A 24004-nucleotide genomic window follows, 5' to 3' on the forward strand; every position below is an offset into this window, starting at 1 on the left:
GGGCCGCCGGGTTCCGTCGGCCCGCCTCCGGGCTCAGAGTTCCGCGGCGGTCAGCGGATTGGGGGCTCCGGGCCGGCTGACCGGAGCCGCCAGCATGCCGGCGATGGCGTCGGCGAGGAAGTCCCCGACGTCCAGCCAGCGCGGGTCCTGCCCGTCCTGTTCGGCGCGGGCCTCGACCTCGGCGGTGGCGGTCATGACGATGCGGGCGATCAGGGCCGCCCGACCGGCCACCACCCCCGGATCGAGGTGCGCCAGGCGCGACGCCAGTGAGGCGCGGACCGGCAGGTCGACGAAGGCCGACTCGAACGCCTCGCGCATCAGCACCCGCAGCGTCGGGTCGTGCAGGGCCTGGGCGAGGAAACGTGCCCGCCAGCTCGGCCGGGGCAGGCTCGCGAGCACCGCCATGGACGGCTGCACGAGGCTGCGTACGTCGCCGAGGACCGAGTCGGGCTGCTCGGGCATCGCCCGGCGGGGTTCGGCGAGGGCGTCCATGTGCCGGGCGATCAGGGCCCGCAGCAGGCCCTCCCGGCCGCCGAAGTAGTAGCGCACCGCGGAGTGGTTGGTGTTGCCCGCCACCTCGGCCACCCGGCGGTCGGAGACCTGGGCGATCCCCTCCTCGGCGAACAGGCGTTCGGCCGCGTCGAGCAGCGCGACGCGGGCTGCCTCCGACCGTGCCATGACCGCACCTCTCCTCGTGGACCGCGACTGTGGCGCAGGCCAAACCTAGTCGTTTCGCCGTCCGGCGCCGTCGTCACCTACACTGCGTAAGTCAGTTGACTTACATTCTGGCCGCCGACGCGGCCGCGAACCCAGTCCGGAGCATGCCTGTGCCGTCCACCACCGACCCGGCGACCGCCGAGCCGAACGCCGCCGACCGCAAGGAGCGGATCATCCGCTCGGTCGCCCTCTTCGTCATGCCGTTCCTCATGGTCACGATGATGTTCGCGACCTACATGGCGACGATGCACTCGCCACACCCCCGGCAGATGCCGGTGGCGGTGGTCGGCAGCGGCGCCCAGGCGCAGGGCGTCGTGGACGCGCTCAACGCCACCCCGGGAGAGCCGGTCGAGGCCCGGCTGGTGACGTCCCGGGAAGCCGCGGTCGAACTGCTGCGGGACCGGGAGATCAGCGGTGCGCTGCAACTCCCGGCCGCCGGGTCGGACCAGGCGACGATCTTCGCGGCGTCGGCCGCCGGGGCCTCCGGCGCCGCCACCGCCCAGCAGCTCCTCGCCCCGGTCGCGGTGCAGCAGCAGTGGACGGCCACGACCGAGGAGGTCGCGGCGCTGCCCGACGAGGACCGGGCCGGTATCGCCGTGCTGTTCGCCGCGATGGGCATGATGCTCGCCGGCTACGTGCCGCTGAGCCTGCTCCTGATGGCCACCCCCCACCTGCTGCGCCTGCGGCGGTTCGTCCCGCTGGTCGCCGGCTGGTCCGCGCTGACCAGCACGATCGTCTGGCTGATCCTCGGCCCGGTCGTCGGCGCGGTGGACGGCCACTACCTCACGTTCCTCGGCGTCGGCATGCTCGCCACCGCCGCCGTCGGTCTCGCCCAACTGCTGTTCACCAAGCTGATGGGGCCGCTGGCGGTCCTGCTCGGGATGCTGCTCTTCGTCGTGTTCGGCATGCCCGCGTCGAACCTGGCGCTGCCCGTCCACACGATGCCCGGTTTCTTCCAGTTCCTGCACGGCGTACTGCCCCTGCCGGCGGCCGGCGAGGCACTGCGGTCGGCGCTCTACTTCGACGGGCGGGGAATGGGCGTCCACCTGCTGACGCTCGCCGCGTGGATCGTCGCCGCCGTGCTGCTCTGCCTGCTCAAGGAGCGCGGCGGGGCGCCCATCCCGCAGGCGCCGCAGGTCGACGGCCCGGACACGCCGCTGCCCGCGCTCGCCGGCGGGCCGCCGCGGTCCAAGCGATTCCGGTATGCGACGGTCGCGGCGTTCCCGCTGAGCATCCTCGTCGTCGTGGTGGGCCTGATGAGCTTCTCCATGCACAAGCCGGAGCCCCACGACATCCCGGTCGCGGTGGTCGCCGCCGTCCCGGAGCAGGCCGAACGGGCCGCCGCCGGGCTGCGGGCGGGCCTGAACGGCGTCGCCGACATCTCGGTGGCCGCATCGGTGGACGAGGCCCGGGAACGCATCCTCGCGCGTGACCTGGTCGCCGCGTACGTGCTGCCGTCCACGCCCGGTGGCGAGGCCGTGCTGTACTCGTCGTCGGCCGCGGGGTCCAGCCAGCACACCATGGTCCAGGCGATGTTCCAGCAGGTGGCGGCCGGGCAGCAGATGCCACTGGTGGTCACCGACGTGTCGCCGCTGAGCGAGACCGACACGATGGGCAGCAACAGCCTGTACGTCGGCATGTCCTGGATCATGTCCGGCTTCCTGATGCTGGCAGTGCTCCGCGGCGGGGCGCCGCACATCCGGCGGCTGCGCCAGTTCCTGCCGATCCTCGGCGGCTGGGCGATCGGCATGTCCGCCTGGCTGTGGCTGCTGTTCGACGTGATCATCGGCGCGGTCAACGGGCACGCCCTGGAGATGATCGGCTTCGGCGCGCTCACCATCTTCGCCGTGTCGCTGGTGACCGCCGTGTTCACCCGTACCTTCGGCCTCGCCGCGATCGTCCCGATGATGGTGGTGCTGATGATGGCCGGCGTGCCCGCGTCCGGCGGCGGCCTGTCGATCTACATGGTGCCGGAGTTCTTCCGGATGCTCCAGGGCGTCCTGCCGCTGCCCGCCGCTGTGGACACGGCCCGGTCGCTGATCTACTTCGGCGGGGTCGGCGTCGGGCGGAACCTGGCCGTCGTGGCGGTCTGGGCCGCGGTCGGCCTGCTGCTCAACCTCGGCGTCGACCGGTGGCTCCGGCGTCGCGAGCAGGCAGCGGGTGGCGGCGGGCCGCACCCGGTGCCGGGCACCTCCGGCGGGCTGGACGGGATCGGCGAGCCGGCGCCGGCCGGGGCGCGCTGAACCGGGCGGCTGTCCACTGCGGACCGCCTTCGTCCAGTACGCTCGCACCGCCCCACGCCGACCGCGTGGGGCGGTGCGACGGGTGGGAGAGCATGGCTGACGAGGCGACCCAGGAACTTCAGGTGACGCCGGACGCGGTGGCGGGCGGGACCACGCACGTCTCCGACGAGGTGGTGGAGAAGATCGCGGTGGCCGCCGCCAGAGGGGTGCCCGGCGTGGCGGAGCTGGGCGGTGACGTGGCCCGGTTCTTCAACGCGGTGCTCGACCGGGTCGGGCTCGACCAGGTCGGCGACGCCCGGCGGGGCTGCACGGCCCACGTCACCAACGGCGCGGCCGTGATCAACCTGGTCCTCGTGATCGAGGCCGGCCACCCGGTTCCGCAGGTGACCGACGAGGTGCGCATCGCTGTCGCGTCCGCCGTCGAGGCGTACGGCCTGCGGGTCGACGAGATCAACATCAAGGTCGACGACGTGGCGATGGGTACGCCCACCGCCTGACGCGCGCCGCCCGGCCTGCGTACTCGTCGCGACGGGCGGGGGCTGACCACCGGACGGGTCGATGCACCGTACCGTTGTTCCCAGCGGCGCGAGGCCGCCGCGCGTCGGGAGGTTCGCCATGCCGAAGGGTGTCTCGTTCGCTCCAGTGCGCACCGTGAGGGCGTACGAGGGGATCGTCCGGCAGGTCGAGGAGCGGATCGCCGCCGGGGATCTGCGGCCGGGGGACCGGCTGCCGAGCGAGCGCGAGCTGACGACGCAGTTCGACGTCAGCCGGTCCACGGTGCGTGAGGCGCTGCGCGTGCTGGAGAGCAGCGGCCTGGTCCGCTCCCGCCCCGGAGACCCCCTCGGGCCGCAGGTGATCGCCTCCACCGCCTCGGCGATGCGCAAGCTGTTCGCCCGGGTCGTGGACAGCCGGCGGCTCGGTGTGGCGGAGCTCCTCCAGTTCCGGATGATCATCGAGTCGGCGGCGGGTTCCGTCGCCGCCCGGATGGCGTCACCGTCCGAGTTGGACGAGCTGGAGCAGGCGCTGGCGGGTATGCGGGACGCGGTGGCCGACGGCTACGAGGCCTTCAGCGCGGCCGACGTCCGCTTCCACGAGCACGTCGCCCGGCTGTCCGGCAACGAGTTGCTCGTGCTCTGCCTCGACGCGGTCCGGAGCATGGTGCTGGACCTGATCTCCACCAAGCTCGCCGAGGCTCCGGACCGCGAGGCGCTGATGGAGCGCACGCTGGCCCACCACCGCCGCGTCCTCGACGCGATGCGTGCCGGAGAGGCCGACGAGGTCACCCGGCTGACCCGCGAGGAACTGCACCGCTACTACGCCGAGTACGTGCCGGAGGCGCGGCGCTCGATGGTGGACGTATTGCTCTGAATCCGCCTGATGTGGCCTGACCTCGGATTATCCGAGTCGGCCATTAGCTGAGCAGGCTCTTCCCTTCAACTGGTCTGACCAGTAGCCTCCCCCACATCTCGTCGTGTACCACGGGGGACCACCAGTTGCCCAATGCATCGACCGCCCCGGATCGGGGCGGAGGTCGCACCGCTTCACATGGGAGAAGCTGCATGAAGTCGTCCAGATTCGCCGCGCTCGCCGCGGCAGCCCTGGTCTGTCCGGGACTCGTGCTCGTCGCGTCGCCCGCGTCGGCCAACCCCGCCGCCGGCGCCACGGGCGCCCACAACGCCATCACCGACGTCCCCGGCATCCAGGTCGGTCAGGTCCAGTCCGACACCGCTCCGTACCTGACCGGCACCTCGGTCGTCTACATGCCCCAGATGTCGGTGGCGAGTGTGGACCAGCGTGGTGGCGCCCCCGCCACCAAGGAGACCGACCTGCTCAGCCCGCTCAACTCCAACCCGGGCGTCAACGCGATCCAGCTCGGCGGCAGCAGCATGTACGGGCTGTCGGCCACCAACGGCATCATCCGTTGGCTGGAGGACCGGGGCGAGGGCGTACGCGTCGGCGCCGGAGGCGTGGCCCCGATCGTGCCGGCCGCGGACATCTTCGACCTCGGCCGCGGCGGCGACCCGAAGGCCCGTACCTCCGCCGAGTGGGGTTACCTCGCGGCGCAGGCCACCTCGGACGGTCCGGTCCGTCAGGGCGGCGTCGGCGGCGGCACCGGCGCCCGTGGCGGCGGCATGCGCGGCGGCGTCGGCACCGCGAGCGTCCACCTCGGCGACGGCATCTACGTCGGCGCGATGGTGATCGTCAACCCGGCCGGCTCCCCGGTCGACCCGGCCGACTGCACCCTGTACGGCGTGAAGTACGGCATCGGTGACGAGTTCGCCGGGTACAAGGCTCCCAAGAAGAAGGAGTGCAACCCGCCGACCCCGCCGGCCGCCGCCGCCGAGCAGCCGGCCAACACCACGATCGCCGTGGTGGCCACCAACGCCCCGCTGGAGAAGGCCGCCGCGCAGCGCATGTCCGGCAACGCGCACGACGGCATGGCCCGCGCGATCAGCCCGATCCACACCCTCGGCGACGGTGACACCGTGTTCGCCGTGTCCACCGGCAAGGGCGAGGCGCTCCAGATCAACGACCCGGCCGACACCCGTCAGCTGAACGCCATCTTCAACGCCGGCGCCAGCACGCTGGCCCGTGCCATCGCCAAGGCGGTCCTCTCGTCCGAGAGCATCGGCAACACCACCAGCTACTGCGACCGCTACCCCTCGGCCTGCAAGGGCATGAAGCAGCTGAAGCAGTGGCGTACGCAGGGCAACGCCCCGGACGTGACCCCGCAGACCTTCGCCCAGGCGTCGCAGGCGCTGGCCCAGACCCCGGTCCCCGCGCCGGCCGGTGCCGACAACGGCAAGGACAAGCCGAAGCCGAAGCCCAAGGCCGCTCCGGCGGGCAACACCACTGAGCAGGAGTCGCAGAACGGCATGGTCCTCGCCTCCGGCAACACCGGTGGCCCCACGCTCTCCACGGGCGTGACCACGGGCCTGCTGGCCGCGGGCATCCTCGCTGTCGGCCTGCTGGGCATGCACCTGCGGGGTCGTCGCCGGGCGCCGTCCGGCCGGCTCAGCTGACACAACCGCTGTCTCACCTCACGCCGGCACCGTAGGCGCGTGACGATCGAGGCGGGTCCCGTCCACCCGGACGGGGCCCGCCTCACGTCGTTCCCGGGCCCGCCCGCCCAGCGCGCCTGTTGCGCTCGGGGCTGCGCTCGGGGGCTTTCTCGTCGATCTTGGAGTTGTGGCACCCCGCGCATCTCGCTCACGGGACATCCTGGGCGCCACAACTTCAAGATCGACGGAGTGGTGCGTTCACGGGCCGCACACCTCAGAGCAGGACAGCTCCTGGGCGTGCGTGCTGGACGTGCTGGACGCCTCGGCCAGGTGAGCGGGAGCGCGCTGTCCTCGGCCAGGTGCTGCGCCGCGCCGTCGCCGGACCCCGGGGCTGTCCAGCCCGGCTCGGAGATGCCCGTGTCGACGCCCCCGCGTCCGGGTAACGCGAGCCTGCTCGGCGATGCCCGTGTCGAGGCCCGGCGTCCGGACAACGCAAGGCTCCACGCCTGCGCCATCAACTCGACTGTCCTCGTGTGCGCCCCGGGCCGGCACGGCGCCTCGCTCGCCCCCGAAGGCCGTCGCCGCGCCGCCCCAGCAGGACGGCAGCTCCCCGGGATCCCCTCGACCCGTTGATCTTGCACTTTGTGCCCCGGCGAAAGGGGGTGAACCCCCCACGCCGAGGGCCGCAACTGCAAGATCGCGGGGAGCGGGGAGCGGGGAGCGGGGAGCGGGGAGCGGGGAGCGGGGAGCGGGGAGCGGGGAGCGGGGAGGGCGGGAACGCGGGAGGACCTGGTGGGCGGAGCCCACCAGGTCCTTCCGAGCATGGAACTGGGTTACTTCTTGGACACCTTGGTGACGTCGAAGGACTGGGTCACCGCGTCCTTCGGGTAGCCCTCGACGCCGTCGCGGATCACCGCGAGGTTCGGCAGCAGGAACAGCCAGTCGCTGGCGGCCTCCTGCGAGATGACCTTCGCGGCCTCGGCGAACTTCTTGTCCCGGGTCGCCGCGTCCAGGGCCGTGTCGGCCTCGTTCATGAGCTGCGTGACGGCCGGGTTCTTGTAGCGGTAGTAGTAGTCCGGCTGGCCGTAGCGGACCAGGTCACGCGGCTCGACGTGGGCGATGATCGACAGGTCGTAGTTGGCCTTGCCGAGCACCTTGTCGAGCCACTGCGGCATCTCGACGTTGTTCTGGATCACCTTGATGCCGACCTCGGCGAGCTGCGAGGCGACGAACTGCGCGGACGCGCGGGCGTAGCCGGGCGGCGGGACGTCCATGGTCAGGGTGAGCCCGCCTGCGTGACCGGCCTCGGCGAGCAGCTGCTTGGCCTTGGCGGGGTCGTGCGGGAAGTCGCCGGTGCGGTCCTCGTACCAGGGGTCGCTCGGCGGCACCATGCTGCCGATCTTCGTGCCGTACCCGGACCAGACGGTCTTGATCAGCGCGTCGTGGTCGATCGCGTGGCGGACGGCCTGGCGCACCCGGACGTCGGCCAGCGGGCCCTTGCCGTTGTTCATGGCCAGGACGACCTCACCGGTCGTCTTGCCCTCGACCACCTCGAACTGCTTGTTGCCCTTGAACACCTCGAGCAGCTGCGGCGCCTGGATGTTCGCCACGATGTCGAGCTGACCGGAGAGCATCGCGTTGTTCAGCGCGTTGGCGTCGGTGATGTACCGGAAGACGGCGGTGGCGACCTTCGCCTTGTCACCCCAGTAGCCGTCGTTGCGCACCAGCGTGATGCTGTCGCCGCGGTTCCACTTGTCGAACTTGAACGGGCCGGTGCCGTTCGGCTTCGTCCCCAGGTCGGTGGCGTTCTCCTTGAGGACCACGCCGACGCGGCCGGCGACGTCGAACAGCCAGCTCTGGCTGGGCCGGGACAGCGTCACGTCCACGGTGGACGCGTCCGGCGCCTCGACGGTCTTCACGACTGTCATCTGCGACTTGAACGGGTTCGTCGAGCCCTCGGCGGTCACCCGCTTGAAGCTCCACACCACGTCCTGCGCGGTGAGCTTCTGGCCGTCGTGGAAGGTCACGTTGTCGCGGAGCTTGAACGAGTACTTGGTGCCGTCGTCGGACACCTTCCACTCGCTGGCCAGCAGCGGCTCCACCTCGCCGGTGCCCGCGTTCTGGCGCACCAGGCCCTCGTACACGTTGTAGAGCAGGACCTGCGGGATCGCGGCGCCGGCCTCGGCGGTCAGGTCGAGGCTCACCGGCTCCAGGTAGGCGCCGAGGGTGACCGTACCGTTGCCGGAACCACCGCCGCCGGTGGTGGTCTCCGAGTCACCATCGCTACTGCACGCGGTCAGAGCCAGCGCCGTGGCGAGCAGCACGGCGGGCAGCGTTATCTTCAGCCGATTCATTCGTGTGTCCCATCGCGAAGAACGCCAAGGGCGCTCGTAGCCTGTGAGGCGGGACACTATGAGCGTGGTACCCGATGCAAAAGGGCCAGTTCAGCGGGGTCGGCAGGTACCAATCAGCCTCCGGCTACCGGGCCACCCGGAACCCGGTGTTGCCACTTGAGGAGTCAACGGTGGTCCGACTCCGTGCTGCCACGCGGTATCGGTTGCAGTAGGAGTCGTGGCAGAGGTACGAGCCACCCCTGATGACGCTCTCACCTGGTGAGATGCGGCCTCGATGGTCGCGCCAGGGTTCGGCCGTGAGTTCCCAAACGTTGCCCGCGACGTCGTACAGGCCGTAGCCGTTCGGCGGAAACGCGGTCACCGGAGAGGTGCCTGCGAACCCGTCGTCCGCGGTGTTGACAGCGGGGAAGGCGCCCTGCCAGATGTTGCACTGGTGCCGCCCGCCCGGGGTCAGCTCGTCGCCCCAGGCGTAGCGGGCCTGGGACAGCCCGCCGCGTGCCGCGTACTCCCACTCGGCCTCGGTGGCCAGCCGGGTACCGGACCACCGGCAGTACGCCTCGGCGTCCCGGTGCGAGACGTGGACGACCGGATGCCGCTCGCGTCCCCGTACGCCCGACCCGGGCCCGTCCGGGGCGGCCCAGTGCGCCCCCTCGACGGCCAGCCACCACGGCGCCTGCGGGACGGAGGCGTCCAGCACGTACGGGCGCGCGGACGGCGTCAGAAGCAGGTGGAAAACGAACGACCAGCCGTACCGTTCCGCGTCCGTGCGGTAGCCGGTGGCGTCGACGAAGCGGGCGAACTGCCGGTTCGTCACCGGTGTCGCGGCGATCTCGAACGGGCCCACGGTCACCGGGCGGACCGGTCCCTCCAGGTCCTCCGGGAAGCCCTCCGGGTCGTCGGTGCCCATGAGGAAGATGCCGCCGGGCAACGCGATCAGGTCGTCCGTACCCCCGTGTGCGGAGCGGACGGCGCTCGCGCCCGCCGCGGCGCCGGTGCCGGCGGCGGGCGGGCGCTTCGGCGCGCAACACGGCGACGGCGGGGTGCCGCCCCCGCCGCCGTCCGGATCCGATTCGGTGCTCACGCCCGCGTTACGCCGGCAGAACGTCCGCCTGGTACGCGCCCTCGCCGATGACGGCGGCGACGGCGTCGCCGAAGTCCTCGGTCGACATGCCCATCTCCGGCCCGCGCATGGCGCCCAGGCGCGGCAGCACCGCCTTCACGCCGTCCTCCAGACAGCGGGCCGCCTCGGGGTGGCCCAGGTGCTCCAGCATGAGGGCGGCGCTGAGGATCGAGCCCGCGGGATTGGCCCAGCCGCGGCCGGCGATGTCCGGCGCGGAGCCGTGCACCGGCTCGAACATGCTCGGCGCCGACCCCGTCGGGTTGAGGTTGCCGCTCGCGGCCAGGCCGAGACCGCCCTGCACCGCCGCCCCCAGGTCGGTGATGATGTCGCCGAACAGGTTGTCGGTGACCACCACGTCGAACCGCTCCGGCTGCGTCACCAGGTAGAGGCACATCGCGTCGACGTGCACGTAGTCCACCTCGATGTCCGGATACTCCGCCGCGACCTCCTCGAAGGTCCGCTGCCACAGGTCGCCGGCGTACGTGAGGATGTTCGCCTTGTGCACCAGCGTCACGTGCTTGCGGCGACCCAGGGCCAGCCGGAAACCGTGCCGGATGAGGCGTTCGACGCCCTTGCGGGTGTTCACCGACTCCTGGGTGGCGATCTCGTCCGGCCCGCCCCGGTGGACGAAGCCGCCGGCGCCGACGTAGGCGCCCTCGGTGTTCTCCCGCAGGATCACCAGGTCGCACTGCTCCGGGCGGAGCCCGCCGATGGGCGTGGGCACGCCGGGCAGCAGCTTGACCGGCCGCAGGTTCACGTACTGGTCGAACGCGGTCCGCAGGTGGATCACCAGGCCGCGTTCGAGCACGCCGGGCGGCACCGACGGGTCGCCGACGGCGCCGAAGAGAATGGCGTCCGCCTTGGCCAGTTCCTGTTCCACGTCCGGCGGCACGACCTGGCCGGTGATCCGCCAGTAGTCCGCGCCGAGTTCGTAGTCTTCCCAGACCAGGTCGATCCCGAACCGTCGGGCGGCGGCGTCGCACGCCTTGACCGCCTGCGCGGTGACCTCCGGTCCGATGCCGTCGCCGGGCACCAGCGCGATTCGCTGGGCGCTCATGAGTCCACCCCTGTCCGCGTGCAGGAGACCGTCACCTGCCATCGCCCGGCCAAGCGTGGCGGGAACGGGCCCTCCGCAACAGGTCCAGGTCTCCGGCTAGGCTAGTACCAGCGGGACGCATAGGGCGTGTGCAGGGCGTACGACGACGGGACGAGGCGAGACCCCCGCGGGAGTGGGAGGTCGAGGTGGCGGATTTCCTGCTGCCGGTCAACCCGCAGAGCGCGGTTCCGCTCTACGAGCAGATCATCACCGGGCTCGAGGACGCCATCCTCGCCGGGCAGTACGACGACGGCCCGCTGCCGAGCACGCGCCGCCTGGCCGAGGCGCTCGGCGTCTCCCGGAACACGGTGCTGACCGCGTACGACCGGCTCATGGAGCAGGGCCTGATCGTGACCGTGCCGCGGCGCGGCCTCTACGTCTCCTCCGACGCGGTGGTGCGGATGCGGGCCGCGCGGCGGACCGCCCGCTCCCCGATGCAGCCGATCGACTGGGCGGCGCGGCTGCCGGAACCGCCGCCCACGCCGGTGCACCGGGATCCGGCCTGGGCGCGGGCGCCGTTCCCCTTCGTGGTCGGCCAGCCCGACCCCTCCATGTTCCCGATCGGCGCGTGGGAACGGGCGCAGCGTGAGGCGCTGCGGCAGGACGGGCTGTCCCGGGTCATCGGGGACGCCGGCCAGGCCGACGACCCGGAGCTGGTGCGTCAGCTCTGCGAGCACGTGCTGCCGGCGCGCGGCATCTCCGCCCACCCGGACCAGGTGATGATCACGCTGGGCTCGACGCACGCGCTGCACCTGCTGGCGAGCGTCCTCGTCCGGCCGGGCAGCGTGGTGCTCGTCGAGGACCCCGGCTACCCCGACGCGCGGACGATCATGCAGATGGCCGGCGCCGACGTGGTGCCCGGCCGGGTCGACGAGGACGGACTGGTCGTCGAGGACCTGCCGGCGGACCTGCACGGTGCCCAGCTCGTGTACGTGACGCCGAGCCACCAGTACCCGACCGGCGCGACCATGTCGGCGTCCCGCCGTGAGGAGCTGCTGCGCCGGGCCGGCGCGGCGGACGCGGTCGTGATCGAGGACGACTACGACCCGGAGATGACGTTCCGGGGGATGCCCGCGGTGGCGGTGCGGGCGCTCGACGACGAGGACCGCGTCGTCTACCTCGGCAGCTTCAGCAAGCTGCTGGCGCCGGGGCTGCGGCTCGGCTACGTGGTGGCGTCCCCGGCGCTCGTGGACGCCATGCGGGCCCGCTCCCGCTACGTGCTGCGCCACCCGCCCGGCCCGATGCAGCGCGCCCTCGCGCAGATGGTCGCCAGCCGGGACCTGGCCCGCCACGTGCGCCGCGTCCGCGCCCACTACCAGGGGCTGTACGAGGAGATGGTGCGGGCGGTCGAGCGGCACGTGCGTTGGGGACCGCAGCCGGTGCCGCGCGGCGGGCTGGCCCGGTGGATCACCGGCCCGCCGGGGCTGGACGCCGGGGAACTGGCCCGTGAGCTGCGCCGGCAGGGTGTCCTGCTGGACCCGGGCGCGCCGTACTGGGCGACCCGGCCCGCCCCGCGTCACCACCTGCGCCTGGGGTACCAGGTGATGCCGCTGGACCGCATCGACGAGGGGGTGCGGCGGGTCGCCGCGGCCGTAGAAGACCAGGTCCGGCCGCGACTGGTACCCCCGCCGACCCGGAAACTGGACGTTCCCCTCCGGGGGCGGAGTTCGTAACCTCCGACGCCATGACGTCGGACACCCACGCCTCCCTCCGCGCCGGCCATCTCGTGGACGAGCAAGCCGTCGTGTCGCTCACCCAGGACCTGGTTCGCATCCCCTCGACCTGGGACGCGGGCCGAGGGCGTAGCGAGCAGCCCGTGGCGGAACTCGTCGCGCAGGTCATGCGGGGATTCGGCTGGCAGCCGGAGGTCACCGAGGTCGTCCCCGGGCGCCCCAACGTCGTAGCGGTGGTGGACGGTGGCCTGCCCGGCCCGACGCTGATGTTCGAGGGGCACACCGACGTCGTCACCGAGGGTTCTCCCGAGGAGTGGACGGTCGACCCGTTCGGCGGCGACATCGTCGACGGGCGGCTGTACGGTCGCGGCTCCGCCGACATGAAGGCCGGTGTCGCCGCGATGATCCACGCGACCCGGGCCGTCGAGCTGGCCGGGCCGTTCCCGGGCCGGATCGTGGTGGCGGCTCTGGTGGACGAGGAGGGCCAGATGCTCGGCGCGAAGCACTTCACCACGACAGCGCTGGCCCGCGAGGTGGACGCCGCGATCGTCTGCGAGCCCGAGGCGGAGGAGATCTGCGCGGTCGCCAAGGGCGCCGTCCGCCTGCTGGTCACCTGCACCGGCAAGATGGCGCACGGCGCGATGCCGCAGCACGGCCGCAACCCCGTCCCCGCCGTGGCCGAGCTGGTCGCCGCGCTGGGCCGGTTCCAGAAGGAGCTGCAGGCCGACCCGGGCGAGCACGTGCACCTCGGCCCGACGTACCTGACCCCCACGGTCCTGGACGCCGGCTCCGCCGACCAGCTCAACGTCATCCCCGGCCGCGCCGTGCTCGGCGTGGACTGCCGGACCGTGCCCGGTGTCGACCACGCCGCCCTCGCCGCACGCGTCCGCTCCGACGCCGACGCCATCGGCACCCGGCACGGCGTCACATTCGCCGTCGAGGTCGTCGACGACCGGCCGTGCGCGGTCACCCCCGAGGACCACCCCGTCTCGCTCGCCGTGGCCGAGGCGCACCGCGCGGTCACCGGCGCCGAGCCCGTCTTCGGCGGCGTACCCGGCGCGACCGACGGCACGATCCTGTGGCGTGACAGCGGCATCCCGAACGTGGTGTACGGCCCCGGCCCGAAGTGGATCGCCCACCAGCCCGACGAGTACGTCGAGGTCGACGACATCGTCCGCAAGACGAAGGTCTACGCCGAGGCGGCGCTGGCCTTCCTGACCGGCGCCACCGGCGCGCGGGCGGGTGCGGCGTCGTGACCGCTCAGGAACTGCTGGCCGCGCTGCCCGCCGGACTGCCGATCGGCGCCGGCTGGGCCACCACCGCGCAGACCGCGCCGGTGCGCTTCCCGTACGACGGCAGCACCGTGACCCAGGCGCCCTGGGGCGCCACCGCCGACGCCGAGGCGGCTGTCGACGCCGCGCGGGAGGTCGCCGCGGAGATGGCCGGCCTGCCCGGCCACCGGCGGCGCGCGATCCTGACGGCAGTCGCCGCCGAGGTGCGCGCCCGCGCCGACTCGCTGGCCGAGCTGCTGGTCCTGGAGACCGGCAAGCCGCTCGTCGACTGCCGGGTCGAGGTCGCCCGCACGCTCGTCACGCTGGAGACGGCCGCCGAGGAGGTCGGGCACCTGACCGGTGAGACGGTGGCGCTGGACATGCAGCCGGCCGGCGAGGGCATGCTCGGTTTCTGGGTACGTCGCCCGGTCGGCGTCGTCGTCGGCATCACCGGGTTCAACTATCCGCTGCTGCTGGCCGCGCACAAGGTCGCGCCGTCGGTCGCGGCGGGCTGCCCGGTGATCGTCAAGCCGGCGCCGAACACGCCGCTGGCCACGCTGGTGCTGGTCGACCTGTTCCGCCGGGCGGGCTGCCCGGCCGCCGGGGTCCAGCTCGTCACCGGTGGCGTCGAGGTCGGCAAGCTCCTGACCACGCACCCCGACGTCGCCGCCGTGTCCTTCACCGGATCGGCGCACGTCGGCCACCAGATCGCCCGTGCCGCGGCCCCGCGCAAGGTGCTGCTGGAACTCGGGTCCAACGCGGCGCTCGTCGTCGGCCGCGACGCCGACCTCGACCGGGCCGCCGAAGCAGTAGTACGCGGCGGGTTCTACGCCTCCGGCCAGGCGTGCATCAGCGTGCAGCGGGTGATCGTCGAGGAGCCGGTCCGCGAGGCGCTGCTGGAACGCCTCCGGCCGCTGCTGGCCGCAGTCACCACCGGCGACCCCCGGTCCGCCGACACCCGCGTGTCCGCCCTGGTGGACGAGGCGTCCACCGAGCGGGTGCACTCGTGGGTGGACCGCGCGGTCGCCGCCGGGGCCCGCTGCCTGGCCGGCGGTACGGCGCAGGGCCGGGTGCTGCAACCGACAGTGCTCGTCGACGTCCCCGAGGACGCCGAGTGCTGGGCGGAGGAGATCTTCGGGCCGGTGGTCTGCGTCCGGTCGGTGCCGGACATGGACGCGGCGGTCGAGCTGGTCAACCGGTCCCGCTACGGGCTCCAGGCCGCCGTCTTCACCCGTGACCTGGCTGTCGCCCTCGACGTCGTGCGCCGCCTCGACGTCGGTGGTGTGCTGGTCAACGAGGTGCCCGGCTTCCGCGCCGACAACATGCCGTACGGCGGCGTCAAGGACTCCGGCATCGGGCGGGAGGGACCGCGCTTCGCCATGGAGGAGCTGACCGTGACCAAGATGGTGATGATCAGGCCATGACTCGGAGTGGGAGCACACACGCATGGTGATCTACTTCGTCCGGCGGCTGGCCATCCTCGCGGTATCGCTGTTCGCCGCGTCCATCCTCGTCTTCACGATGCTGGCGCTGCTGCCGGGCGACCAGGCGCAGGCGATGCTCGGGGTGAACGCCACCCCGGAGGCGCTGGAGGCGCTGCGGGAGCAGTTCGGGACGAACCGGCCGTTCACCGAGCGGTACCTCGACTGGGCCGGTGGCCTGATCCGCGGTGACTTCGGCATCTCGCCGCTCAGCGGGGTGTCGGTCGGCTCGGAGATCGCCGACAAGCTCGGCGTCACGGTGCCGCTCATCCTGGCCGGGATGACGCTGGCGCTGCTCATCGCCGTGCCGCTGGGCATCCTCGCCGCCGTGAAGAGCCGTACCCCGGTCGGGACGGCGCTGTCCGCGCTGAGCCAGGTCGGCATCGCCGTTCCGTCGTTCTGGCTCGGCATCCTGCTCATCACCGTGTTCGCGGTGAAGCTGCAGTGGCTGCCCGCCGGCGGGTTCACCGGGTGGGACGACTTCGGCGGGGCCGTGCAGGCCCTGCTGATGCCGGCGCTGGTCCTCGGCGTGGCCCAGGGCGCGATCCTGATGCGCTACGTCCGGTCCGCGGTGGTCGAGGTCATGCAGGAGGACTTCATCCAGACCGCGCGGGCCAAGGGACTCAGCCGCTCGCAGGCGCTGACCCGGCACGCGCTGCGCAACGCGGCCATCCCGGTCATCACCGTCCTCGGTCTGCAACTCGCGACGCTGCTCATCGGCACCGTCGTGATCGAGAACGTCTTCGGCCTGCCCGGTCTCGGCCGGATGCTGCTGCAGGACGTGGGCAACCGCGACCTGCTGAAGGTGCAGGGCACCGTGATGGTGCTGACGGCCGCGGTGCTTCTGATCAACTTCGTCGTCGACGTGGTGTACCACGCGGTCGACCCCAGGCTGAGGAGCAAGGCATGACATCAGTCGCCGACGCCCCACCGGACGCCACCGCCGACGTCGTCGCGGCCGGCCCCGTCAAGCCGCGCCGCCGCTGGAACCTGACGCTGGTGATCGGCGCCGGCCTGGTGGGCCTGGTCGTCCTCACCGCGCTGGTGTCGTTCCTCTGGACGCCGTACGACCCCACCCGGGTCGACCCGTCGCAGACGCTGCTCTCCCCGGGCGGGGACCACTGGCTCGGCACCGACCACTTCGGCCGGGACATCGTCAGCCAGCTCCTCGTCGGCGCGCGGACCACACTGTTCGTCGGTGTGGTCGCCGTCGCGATCGCCGCCGCTGTCGGCGTACCGCTGGGTCTGCTCGCCGCCACCGGGCACCGCTGGCTCAGCGAGCCGGTGATGCGGGCGCTCGACATCGTGTTCGCCTTCCCGGCCATCCTGCTGGCGATCATCCTGGCGGCCGGCTTCGGCGCCTCCACGCTCACCGGCATGATCGCGATCGGCGTCGCCAACGTCCCGGTGTTCGGCCGCCTCACCCGGGCCGGCGCGATGCAGGTGCTGCAGAGCGACTTCGTGCTCGCCGCGCGCAGCTACGGCCGCCGGGGCGTGGTGCTCATGGTCCGGTACGTGCTGCCCAACATCGCCGCCCTGCTCATCGTGCAGGCGTCGGTGTCGTTCGCGCACGCGGTGCTCGCCGAGGCGGCGCTGTCCTACCTCGGGTACGGCACCCCGCCACCGACCCCCACCTGGGGCCGGATGCTCCAGGAGGCCCAGAACTACTTCGTCGTGCAGCCGATGCTCGCCGTCTGGCCCGGTCTGGCCATCGCCCTGTCGGTGCTCGGCTTCAACCTCATGGGCGACGGGCTGCGCGACGCCCTCGACCCGCGGCTGAGAGGACGGTGACCGGCGTGAGCGGGCTCGTGGTGGAGGACCTCGTCGTCAAGGTCCACGACATCCAGGCCGTCAAGGGCGTCTCGTTCGAGATCGGGCGGGGCCGGCGGATGGGACTGATCGGCGAGTCCGGGTGCGGCAAGTCCCTGACCGCGCTCGCCCTGATGGGCCTGCTGCCCCACGGCGTGACGGCGTCCGGGCGGGTGCTGCTAAACGGCCGGAACCTGCTCGACCTGTCCGACAAGCAGATGTGCGCGGTCCGCGGCAACGACATCGCCATGGTGTTCCAGGAGCCGATGACGGCGCTCAACCCGCTGATGCGGGTCGGCAACCAGGTCGCCGAGTCGCTGCGGCTGCACAAGGGGATGAACCGCGCGGCGGCCTCCGCCCGCGCCGTCGAACTGCTCGAACGGGTCCAGCTGCCCGAGCCCGACCGGACCGCGCGCAAGTACCCGCACCAGCTCTCCGGCGGCCAGCGGCAGCGCGTCGTGCTGGCCATCGCGCTGGCGTGCGACCCGGCCGTGCTGGTCGCGGACGAGCCCACCACGGCGCTGGACGTCACGGTGCAGGCGGAGATGCTGCGGCTGATGGACACGCTGGTGCGCGAGGAGGGCGCGTCGCTGCTGCTCATCACGCACGACCTGCCGGTCGTCGCCAGCATCTGCGAGGAACTGCTCGTCATGTACGGCGGCTCGATCGTCGAGCACGGCGACGTGGCGACGGTGTTCGACTCGCCCCGGCACCCGTACACGGCGGGCCTGCGGGCGTCCACGGTGCTGGAGAGCACCGACGGAAGCGGCCGGCTGTCGACCATCCCGGGCCGCGTCCCGTCGCTCGGGTCGTTCCCCACCGGCTGCGTGTACCGCAACCGCTGCCCGCGCGCCGACGACGTCTGCGGCACGGTGCCGCTGCTGACGGCGCCGCCCGGCAGCACCCAGCGGGCGGCCTGCCACCACCCGATCGAGAGCGACCAGCCCCTAGGAAGCGGGAAGGCCAGCGCATGACCACCACCCCGTTGCTGGAAGCCGTCGACGTGGTGCGCGAGTACCGCTCCCCGCGGCGGTCGCTGCGCACGCCGGGCCAGCCGATCCGCGCGCTCGACGGCGTGAGCGTGCAGGTCCACGAGGGCGAGGCGTTCGGCATCGTGGGGGAGAGCGGCTCCGGCAAGTCCACGCTGTCGCGCATCCTCATGGCCCTCGACCAGCCGACGTCCGGCACCGCGTTCTACCAGGGGCAGCGGATCAGCGGCGTACCGGAGCGGCGGCTCGGATTCCTGCGCCGCGACGTGCAGATGGTGCTCCAGGACCCGATGTCGTCGCTGAACCCGCGCATGCGCGTCGCGGACATCATCGCGGAGCCGATGCGCGCGCTGCGCCTGCCCGGCGACCACCGGGCCCGCGTGGCCGAGCTGATGCACTCGGTGGGCCTGCCCGAGGAGGCGGTGACCCGTTACCCGCACCAGTTCTCCGGCGGCCAGCGGCAGCGCATCGCGATCGCCCGCGCCCTCGCGGCCGGGCCGAAGGTCATCGTGGGCGACGAGCCGGTCAGCGCGCTCGACGTCTCGGTGCGCGCGCAGATCCTCAACCTGCTCACCGACCTGGCCGAGCAGTTCAAGCTGACCCTCATCCTGGTCTCCCACGACCTGTCCGTCGTCCGGTACCTGTGCGACCGGATCGCGGTGATGAACCAGGGACGGATCGTCGAGACGGGTGACACCGAATCGATCTACGCCGACCCCCGGCACCCCTACACCCAGAGGCTGCTGTCCGCGGTGCCCACCCTGAGCGGCGACCTCCTGGACCGATTCAACAGGAGCAGCACATGAGGTTGGTTGACCGCGTCGCCGTCGTCACCGGAGGCGCCAGCGGCATCGGACTGGCCACCGTCGGCCGGCTCGTCGAGGAGGGCGCACGTGTCGTCATCGCCGACCTCGACGGCGACCGCGCCGCCGAGGCGGCCGCCGGGTTCGGGTCCGCCGTCGTCGGCGTGGCCTGCGACGTCACCCGGGCCGCCGACTGCCGCGCCGCCGTGGAGACCGCCGTCGAGCGGTTCGGCCGGCTCGACCTCATGCACGCCAACGCCGGTACGCCGTTCACCGGCCCGCTCGACGAGGTGGACCAGGCGACGCTGGACCGCGTGGTCGACGTCAACCTCAAGGGTGCGTTCTGGACCGCGCAGGCCGCCGCGCCCGCGCTGATCGAGGCCGGTGGCGGCGCGATCGTGTTCACCGCGTCGCTGCAGGCCGTCATCGCCCGCCCCAGGTACGCGCCGTACACCGCCGCCAAGCACGGCGTCATCGGCCTGATGAAGGCGCTGGCGCTGGAACTCGCGCCGCACGGCATCCGGGTCAACGCGATCGCCCCGGCGGCGACCGAGACGCCGATGCTCTCGGCGTTCCTGGGCGGAATGGGGGACGTGCCGGACAGCGCGCGGGAGAACTTCCGGGCGTCGATCCCGCTGGGCCGCATGGCCACGCCGCGCGACTCCGCCGACGCGGTGGTGTTCCTCGCCAGCGACGAGGCGCGGATGGTGACGGGCCACACGCTCGTCCTCGACGGCGGCACCACGGCCGGCTGAGGCGCAGCGTGACCGGCCCTCTGGCGGACCCCCCGTACGAGGGGATCATCGGACGCACCTACGACGAGTCGACGGAGCACTGGAGCACGCCGCCGTCGGCCGCCGCGGGTACGCCGAACGTGGTGTACGTGCTGCTGGACGACGTCGGGTTCGCCGACTTCGGCTGCTTCGGCGCCGAGATCGACACCCCGACGATCGACCGGCTGGCCGCCTCCGGGCTGCGGTACACCAATTTCCACACCTCGCCGCTGTGCTCGCCGACCCGGGCCAGCGTGCTCACCGGCCGCAACCACCACAGCGTCGGCATGCGCATGCTGTCCAACTTCGACAGCGGCTTCCCGAGCGGGCGGGGGCGGATCACCCACGCCGCCGCCACAGTCGCGGAGATGCTCGTCGACGCCGGGTTCAACACCATGGCCGTCGGCAAGTGGCACGTCGCGCCGCTGGAGCACACCACGCCGTCCGGCCCATACGACCAGTGGCCGCTGGGCCGCGGCTTCGAGCGGTACTACGGCTTCCTGGAGGCCGAGACCGACAACTTCTATCCGGAGCTGGTGTACGACAACCACCAGGTGGACCCGCCGGCCACCCCGGAGGAGGGCTACCACCTCACCGAGGACCTGACCGACCGGGCCATCGGGTTCGTCCGGGACCAGACGTCGTTCACGCCGGAGAAGCCGTTCTTCCTCTACCTGGCGTACGCCGCCGCGCACGCGCCGCACCAGGCCCCGCCGGAGTACCTGGCGAAGTACCGGGGCCGCTACGACCGGGGCTGGGACGTCATCCGCGCGGACCGGCACCGGCGGCAGATCGGACTCGGCATCATCCCGCCGGACGCGCCGCTGCCACCGCACAACCCCGGCGTCGTGCCGTGGGACGACGTGCCGCCGGAGCAGCGGCGCCTGTTCGCCCGCATGCAGGAGGCGTACGCGGCGATGGTCGACCACACCGACGCCCAGCTCGGGCGCCTGGTCGACTTCCTGGAGCGGATCGGCCGGCTCGACGACACGATCTTCGTGGTCATGTCGGACAACGGCGCGAGCCCCGAGGGCACGCCCCTCGGCACGCTCAACCCCACGGCCTTCCAGAACCGGGTGCCGGAGAACCTCCAGGACAGCCTGGACCGGATCGACGAGATCGGCGGCCCGCGGGCGCAGAGCAACTATCCGCTGGGCTGGGCGCAGGTCAGCAACACCCCGTTCCGCCGCTACAAGCAGCACACCCACGAGGGCGGGGTCCGCGTGCCGTTCGTGCTGAGCTGGCCGGCCGGCGACGTACCGGGCGGGGAGGTGCGGACCCAGTTCCAGCACAGCATCGACGTCACCGCGACGGTGCTCGACCTCGTCGGGGTGCAGCCGCCCGCGGTGCGCCGGGGCGTACCGCAGATGCCGCTGCACGGCCGCAGCTTCCGCGACGGGCTGCGCGACCCGGCGGCGCCGCCGTCGCGGGACCGCCAGTACTTCGAGATGTTCGGCCACCGCGGCATCTACCACCAGGGCTGGAAGGCTGTCGCGTTCCACGAGCGGGGCACCTCCTGGGACGAGGACCGCTGGGAGCTGTACCGGATCGACGAGGACCCGACCGAGAGCCACGACCTGGCCGCCGAGCATCCTGAGGTGTTGCGGCGTCTCATCGAGGAGTTCTGGATCGAGGCGGCCCGCTACGACGTGCTGCCGCTGGACGACAGGGGATTCGCGATCCGGGCCCGGGTGCCGCGTCCCGGATCGGTACGGGACCGGCTGGACTTCACGTACCTGGCCGGGGTGCCGACGATCTCCGGTGCGGCCGTGCCGCCGACGATGAACCGTTCGCACGCCATCGCCGCGCGGGTGCACCGCACCGACGCCACCCAGGGCGGCGTGATCGTGGTGCTCGGCAACGTCAGCGGCGGGTACGTGCTGCACATCCAGGACAACCACCTGGTGTACGAGTACAACCACCTCGGCACCCACTACGTGCTGCGGTCCGAGGGCGAGCTGCCGCTGGGCCCGGTGGAGCTGACCTTCGAGCTGACGAAGACGGCCGACTGCCAGGGCACCGGCCGCCTGTACGTGGACGGCGAGGCGGCGGGCGAGGCGCTGTTCCCGCGTCTGCTGCCGTTCTTCCACGGCTTCGCGGGCATGGACATCGGGCGCAGCATCCACTCGCCGGTGTCGCCGAGCTACCCGGCCCGGCACGAGTTCTCCGGCGAGCTGGAGTACGTGCGGTTCCGGCTCGCGGCGTCCGAGGAGGTGGGCGAGCTGATCGCGCCGGCGGGCGGCGTCGCGCCGCGACCGTCGGCCGGCGTCGGGTTCGAGGTCGTGGACTGACGCGCGCCGCGCGTACGACGACGGCGCGTGAACGGACCTCCTTGTCCGTCCACGCGCCGTCCGCCTACCGGGGCCTCAGCGCAGGGCCAGGCCCCACAGCGGGTCCTCCAGGAACCGCCCGACGTGGGCCAGCACCCGGCTGCCCAGCTCCCCGTCCACCAGCCGGTGGTCGAACGACAGCGACAACTGCACGGTCCACCGGGGAACGACCTGCTCGTCGACCACCCACGGCATCCGGCGCAGCGCGCCGAGGCAGAGGATCGCCGCCTCACCGGGGTTGAGGATCGGGGTGCCGGCGTCCACCCCGAACACCCCGATGTTGGTGATGGTGATGGTTCCGCCGGACAGGTCGGCGGGACGGGTGCGGCCCTCCCGCGCGGTGGCCGCCAGCTCGTTCAGGGCGACCGCGAGGTCCCGTACCGGGAGGTGCTGCGCGGCCTTGACGTTCGGTACGAGCAGGCCGCGCGGCGTCGCGGCGGCGATACCCAGGTTGACGTCGGCGAACCGGACGATCTCCTGGTTGTCCTCGTCCCACCGGGCGTTGACGTCGGGGTACCGGCGGACGGCGTCCAGCACCGCGAGCGACGCCACGAGCAGCGGGCTGACCTTCACCCCCTGGAAGGCCGCGTCCTGCTTCAGCCGGTCCACGAACTCGACGGTGCCGGTCATGTCGACGGTGAGGAACTCCGTGACGTGCGGCGCGGTGAACGCGCTGGCGACCATGGCGGCGGCGGTCGCCTTGCGCACCCCGCGGACGGGCAGGCGCTCGTCCCGCCGGTGGTCGGTCACGGGCGCCGGGCCGGTGGTGTGGTCGAGCAGGTCCTGGCGCGTGATCCGGCCGTCGGGGCCGCTGCCGCGTACCTCGGTCAGCTCCACACCGAGGTCCTTCGCGAGCTTGCGCAGCGGCGGCTTGGTGAGCACCGGCGGCCGGGACGTGTGCGGCCCGCGGACGGGTTCGGCCGGGCGGACGGACGGCGTGGCGCGACGCGGCCGGCGCGTCCGCGCCTGGGCGGCCACCCCGTAGCCCACGAGCACAGCGGTGCGCTCCACCGCCGGCTCTTCGGCGGTCGGCTCGTCCTCGGCCGGCGGCGGGGCGGCGGGCTCGTCGGCGGCCGGGGCCGCCGGGCCGTCGCCCGCCGTCCGGATCGCGATGATCGGCGAGCCGACGTCGACGGTCTGCCCCTCCGCGGCGAGCAGGCGGTCCACCACACCGGCGTACGGGCTGGGCAGCTCGACCACGGCCTTGGCGGTCTCGATGTCCACCAGGACGTCGTTGAGGCGGACCGGATCGCCCGGGGCGACCCGCCAGGTGACGATCTCGGCCTCGGTGAGGCCCTCGCCGACATCGGGCAGGCGGAACTGCTGAACGGTCACGGATACCTCTCCCTTCACGCGGCCAGGACGCGGTCGACGGCGTCGAGGATCCGGTCCAGGTCGGGCAGGTACTCCTCCTCGACCTTGGCCGGCGGATACGGCAGGTTGAAGCCGCCGACCCGCTCCACCGGCGCCTCCAGCGAGTAGAAGCACCGGCTCGTCACCTGCGCGACGACCTCGGCGCCGAAACCGGCGAACGTGGGCGCCTCGTGGACCACCACCGCCCGGCCGGTACGGCGGACGGACTCCTCGACTGTGGCCACGTCCAGCGGGGAGATGGACCGCAGGTCGATCACCTCGATGTCGCGGCCCTCCGGTGCGGCGGCCTCGGCGGCGGCGACGCAGGTGGCGACGGTGCCGCCGTACGTCAGCAGCGTCACGTCGGTGCCCGGCCGCACGGTCCGGGCGCGGTCCAGCGGCAGTGGCGGTCCGGCGTCCTCGGGCGTCACCTCGCCCTTGACCCAGTAGCGGCGCTTCGGCTCGTAGAAGATGACCGGGTCGTCGCCGGCGACGGCCTGGCGGATCATCCAGTGCGCGTCGTCCGGGCTGGCGCAGTAGACGACCCGCAGCCCGGCGGTGTGCGCGAAGTACGCCTCGTTCGACTCGCTGTGGTGCTCGACGGCGCCGATGCCGCCACCGACGGGGATCCGCACCACCACCGGCAGGCCGGTACGGCCGCCGGTGCGGGCCCGCATCTTGGCGAGCTGGGAGACGATCTGGTTGAACGCGGGGTAGACGAAGCCGTCGAACTGGATCTCGCAGACCGGGCGGTAGCCGCGCAGCGCCAGCCCGATGGCGGTGCCGATGATCCCGGACTCGGCGAGGGTGGTGTCCACCACCCGGGCCTCGCCGAAGTCCTTCTGGAGACCGTCGGTGACCCGGAAGACGCCGCCGAGCCGGCCGACGTCCTCGCCCATCAGGAGGACCTTGTCGTCGTCCTCCATGGCGCGGCGCAGGCCGCTGTTCAGTGCCTGACAGAGGGTGAGCATGAACGAGTTCTCCGATCGC

General features: G+C 72.5%; 19 protein-coding genes. 13 read left to right on the forward strand and 6 right to left on the reverse strand.

The features are described 5' to 3' along the window. Positions 1 to 33: 33 nt before the first annotated feature. A complete protein-coding gene (locus GA0070562_RS17165) occupies positions 34 to 678 on the reverse strand; it encodes a TetR/AcrR family transcriptional regulator (protein ID WP_091422724.1) in 645 nt (214 codons plus the stop codon). Between the two features lie 143 nt (positions 679 to 821). Between GA0070562_RS17165 and GA0070562_RS17170 the strand changes: the two genes are divergently transcribed. From GA0070562_RS17170 to GA0070562_RS17185, 4 genes are all read left to right on the forward strand, one after another. Beyond that, the gene (locus tag GA0070562_RS17170; RefSeq protein WP_225853369.1) at positions 822 to 2960 is read left to right on the forward strand and encodes an ABC transporter permease; all 2139 of its coding nucleotides are present in this window, start codon (positions 822 to 824) and stop codon (positions 2958 to 2960) included. A 92-nt stretch (positions 2961 to 3052) separates the two neighbouring features. After that, positions 3053 to 3457: an Asp23/Gls24 family envelope stress response protein gene (locus tag GA0070562_RS17175; RefSeq protein WP_091422729.1), complete on the forward strand. Its 405-nt coding sequence runs from the start codon at positions 3053 to 3055 to the stop codon at positions 3455 to 3457. A gap of 154 nt (positions 3458 to 3611) precedes the next feature. Continuing rightward, positions 3612 to 4328: a FadR/GntR family transcriptional regulator gene (locus GA0070562_RS17180; protein WP_225853368.1), complete on the forward strand. Its 717-nt coding sequence runs from the start codon at positions 3612 to 3614 to the stop codon at positions 4326 to 4328. Positions 4329 to 4519: 191 nt separating this feature from the next. Continuing rightward, a complete protein-coding gene (locus tag GA0070562_RS17185) occupies positions 4520 to 5983 on the forward strand; it encodes a P1 family peptidase (protein WP_091422735.1) in 1464 nt (487 codons plus the stop codon). An 812-nt stretch (positions 5984 to 6795) separates the two neighbouring features. Here GA0070562_RS17185 and GA0070562_RS17190 read toward each other — a convergent pair. The 3 genes from GA0070562_RS17190 to GA0070562_RS17200 form a co-directional block, all read right to left on the reverse strand. Further along, positions 6796 to 8316, reverse strand: a complete 1521-nt coding sequence (locus GA0070562_RS17190; RefSeq protein WP_091422738.1) for an ABC transporter substrate-binding protein — start codon at positions 8314 to 8316, stop codon at positions 6796 to 6798. Positions 8317 to 8440: 124 nt separating this feature from the next. Further along, complete coding sequence (locus GA0070562_RS17195; RefSeq protein ID WP_091422745.1) at positions 8441 to 9397, reverse strand: formylglycine-generating enzyme family protein; 957 nt, start codon at positions 9395 to 9397, stop codon at positions 8441 to 8443. Positions 9398 to 9404: 7 nt separating this feature from the next. Continuing rightward, a complete protein-coding gene (locus GA0070562_RS17200) occupies positions 9405 to 10493 on the reverse strand; it encodes a 3-isopropylmalate dehydrogenase (RefSeq protein ID WP_091422750.1) in 1089 nt (362 codons plus the stop codon). Positions 10494 to 10678: 185 nt separating this feature from the next. Here GA0070562_RS17200 and pdxR point away from each other — a divergent pair, with 185 nt between their 5' ends. Genes pdxR through GA0070562_RS17245 form a run of 9 tightly spaced genes read left to right on the forward strand, consistent with a single transcriptional unit; the run spans position 10679 to position 21622 of the window. Continuing rightward, a complete protein-coding gene (gene pdxR / locus GA0070562_RS17205) occupies positions 10679 to 12205 on the forward strand; it encodes a MocR-like pyridoxine biosynthesis transcription factor PdxR (RefSeq protein WP_091422755.1) in 1527 nt (508 codons plus the stop codon). 11 nt (positions 12206 to 12216) lie between these two features. Continuing rightward, positions 12217 to 13461 (forward strand): M20 family metallopeptidase, encoded by a 1245-nt coding sequence (locus GA0070562_RS17210; RefSeq protein ID WP_091422759.1) that lies wholly within the window; start codon positions 12217 to 12219, stop codon positions 13459 to 13461. Beyond that, complete coding sequence (locus GA0070562_RS17215) at positions 13458 to 14900, forward strand: aldehyde dehydrogenase family protein (protein WP_091422763.1); 1443 nt, start codon at positions 13458 to 13460, stop codon at positions 14898 to 14900. Before GA0070562_RS17210 ends, GA0070562_RS17215 begins: the two co-directional genes overlap by 4 nt. A gap of 22 nt (positions 14901 to 14922) precedes the next feature. Continuing rightward, a complete protein-coding gene (locus GA0070562_RS17220; RefSeq protein WP_091422766.1) occupies positions 14923 to 15867 on the forward strand; it encodes an ABC transporter permease in 945 nt (314 codons plus the stop codon). Next, entirely contained in the window at positions 15864 to 16748 is an 885-nt protein-coding gene (locus tag GA0070562_RS17225; RefSeq protein ID WP_013288207.1) for an ABC transporter permease, read from the forward strand. Before GA0070562_RS17220 ends, GA0070562_RS17225 begins: the two co-directional genes overlap by 4 nt. 5 nt (positions 16749 to 16753) lie before the next feature. Further along, on the forward strand, positions 16754 to 17740 hold the full coding sequence (locus GA0070562_RS17230; protein WP_225853334.1) for an ABC transporter ATP-binding protein: 987 nt from the start codon (positions 16754 to 16756) through the stop codon (positions 17738 to 17740). Further along, positions 17737 to 18561 carry an ATP-binding cassette domain-containing protein gene (locus tag GA0070562_RS17235; protein WP_091422773.1) on the forward strand — a complete coding sequence of 275 codons (825 nt, stop codon included), beginning with the start codon at positions 17737 to 17739 and terminating at the stop codon, positions 18559 to 18561. The genes GA0070562_RS17230 and GA0070562_RS17235 overlap by 4 nt, the downstream gene beginning before the upstream one ends. Next, the gene (locus tag GA0070562_RS17240; protein ID WP_091422776.1) at positions 18558 to 19313 is read left to right on the forward strand and encodes an SDR family NAD(P)-dependent oxidoreductase; all 756 of its coding nucleotides are present in this window, start codon (positions 18558 to 18560) and stop codon (positions 19311 to 19313) included. The genes GA0070562_RS17235 and GA0070562_RS17240 overlap by 4 nt, the downstream gene beginning before the upstream one ends. Before the next feature lie 8 nt (positions 19314 to 19321). Then, positions 19322 to 21622 (forward strand): arylsulfatase, encoded by a 2301-nt coding sequence (locus GA0070562_RS17245; protein ID WP_091422779.1) that lies wholly within the window; start codon positions 19322 to 19324, stop codon positions 21620 to 21622. Positions 21623 to 21697: 75 nt separating this feature from the next. Here GA0070562_RS17245 and GA0070562_RS17250 read toward each other — a convergent pair whose 3' ends face one another. Together GA0070562_RS17250 and GA0070562_RS17255 are read right to left on the reverse strand one after the other, a co-directional pair. Then, on the reverse strand, positions 21698 to 22996 hold the full coding sequence (locus GA0070562_RS17250; RefSeq protein WP_091422782.1) for a dihydrolipoamide acetyltransferase family protein: 1299 nt from the start codon (positions 22994 to 22996) through the stop codon (positions 21698 to 21700). Between the two features lie 14 nt (positions 22997 to 23010). Beyond that, positions 23011 to 23985, reverse strand: coding sequence for an alpha-ketoacid dehydrogenase subunit beta (locus tag GA0070562_RS17255; RefSeq protein ID WP_091422786.1), 975 nt, complete (start codon positions 23983 to 23985; stop codon positions 23011 to 23013). Between the last annotated feature and the right edge of the window lie 19 nt (positions 23986 to 24004).

The organism is Micromonospora tulbaghiae, from assembly GCF_900091605.1.
GTDB lineage: Bacteria > Actinomycetota > Actinomycetes > Mycobacteriales > Micromonosporaceae > Micromonospora > Micromonospora tulbaghiae.

Coding starts and splice junctions, on each gene's coding strand:
- GA0070562_RS17165 (WP_091422724.1), bottom strand. CDS start 678: ATGGCACGGTCGGAGGCAGCCCGCGTCGCGCTGCTCGACGCGGCCGAA.
- GA0070562_RS17170 (WP_225853369.1), top strand. CDS start 822: ATGCCTGTGCCGTCCACCACCGACCCGGCGACCGCCGAGCCGAACGCC.
- GA0070562_RS17175 (WP_091422729.1), top strand. CDS start 3,053: ATGGCTGACGAGGCGACCCAGGAACTTCAGGTGACGCCGGACGCGGTG.
- GA0070562_RS17185 (WP_091422735.1), top strand. CDS start 4,520: ATGAAGTCGTCCAGATTCGCCGCGCTCGCCGCGGCAGCCCTGGTCTGT.
- GA0070562_RS17190 (WP_091422738.1), bottom strand. CDS start 8,316: ATGAATCGGCTGAAGATAACGCTGCCCGCCGTGCTGCTCGCCACGGCG.
- GA0070562_RS17200 (WP_091422750.1), bottom strand. CDS start 10,493: ATGAGCGCCCAGCGAATCGCGCTGGTGCCCGGCGACGGCATCGGACCG.
- GA0070562_RS17210 (WP_091422759.1), top strand. CDS start 12,217: ATGACGTCGGACACCCACGCCTCCCTCCGCGCCGGCCATCTCGTGGAC.
- GA0070562_RS17220 (WP_091422766.1), top strand. CDS start 14,923: ATGGTGATCTACTTCGTCCGGCGGCTGGCCATCCTCGCGGTATCGCTG.
- GA0070562_RS17225 (WP_013288207.1), top strand. CDS start 15,864: ATGACATCAGTCGCCGACGCCCCACCGGACGCCACCGCCGACGTCGTC.
- GA0070562_RS17235 (WP_091422773.1), top strand. CDS start 17,737: ATGACCACCACCCCGTTGCTGGAAGCCGTCGACGTGGTGCGCGAGTAC.
- GA0070562_RS17240 (WP_091422776.1), top strand. CDS start 18,558: ATGAGGTTGGTTGACCGCGTCGCCGTCGTCACCGGAGGCGCCAGCGGC.
- GA0070562_RS17255 (WP_091422786.1), bottom strand. CDS start 23,985: ATGCTCACCCTCTGTCAGGCACTGAACAGCGGCCTGCGCCGCGCCATG.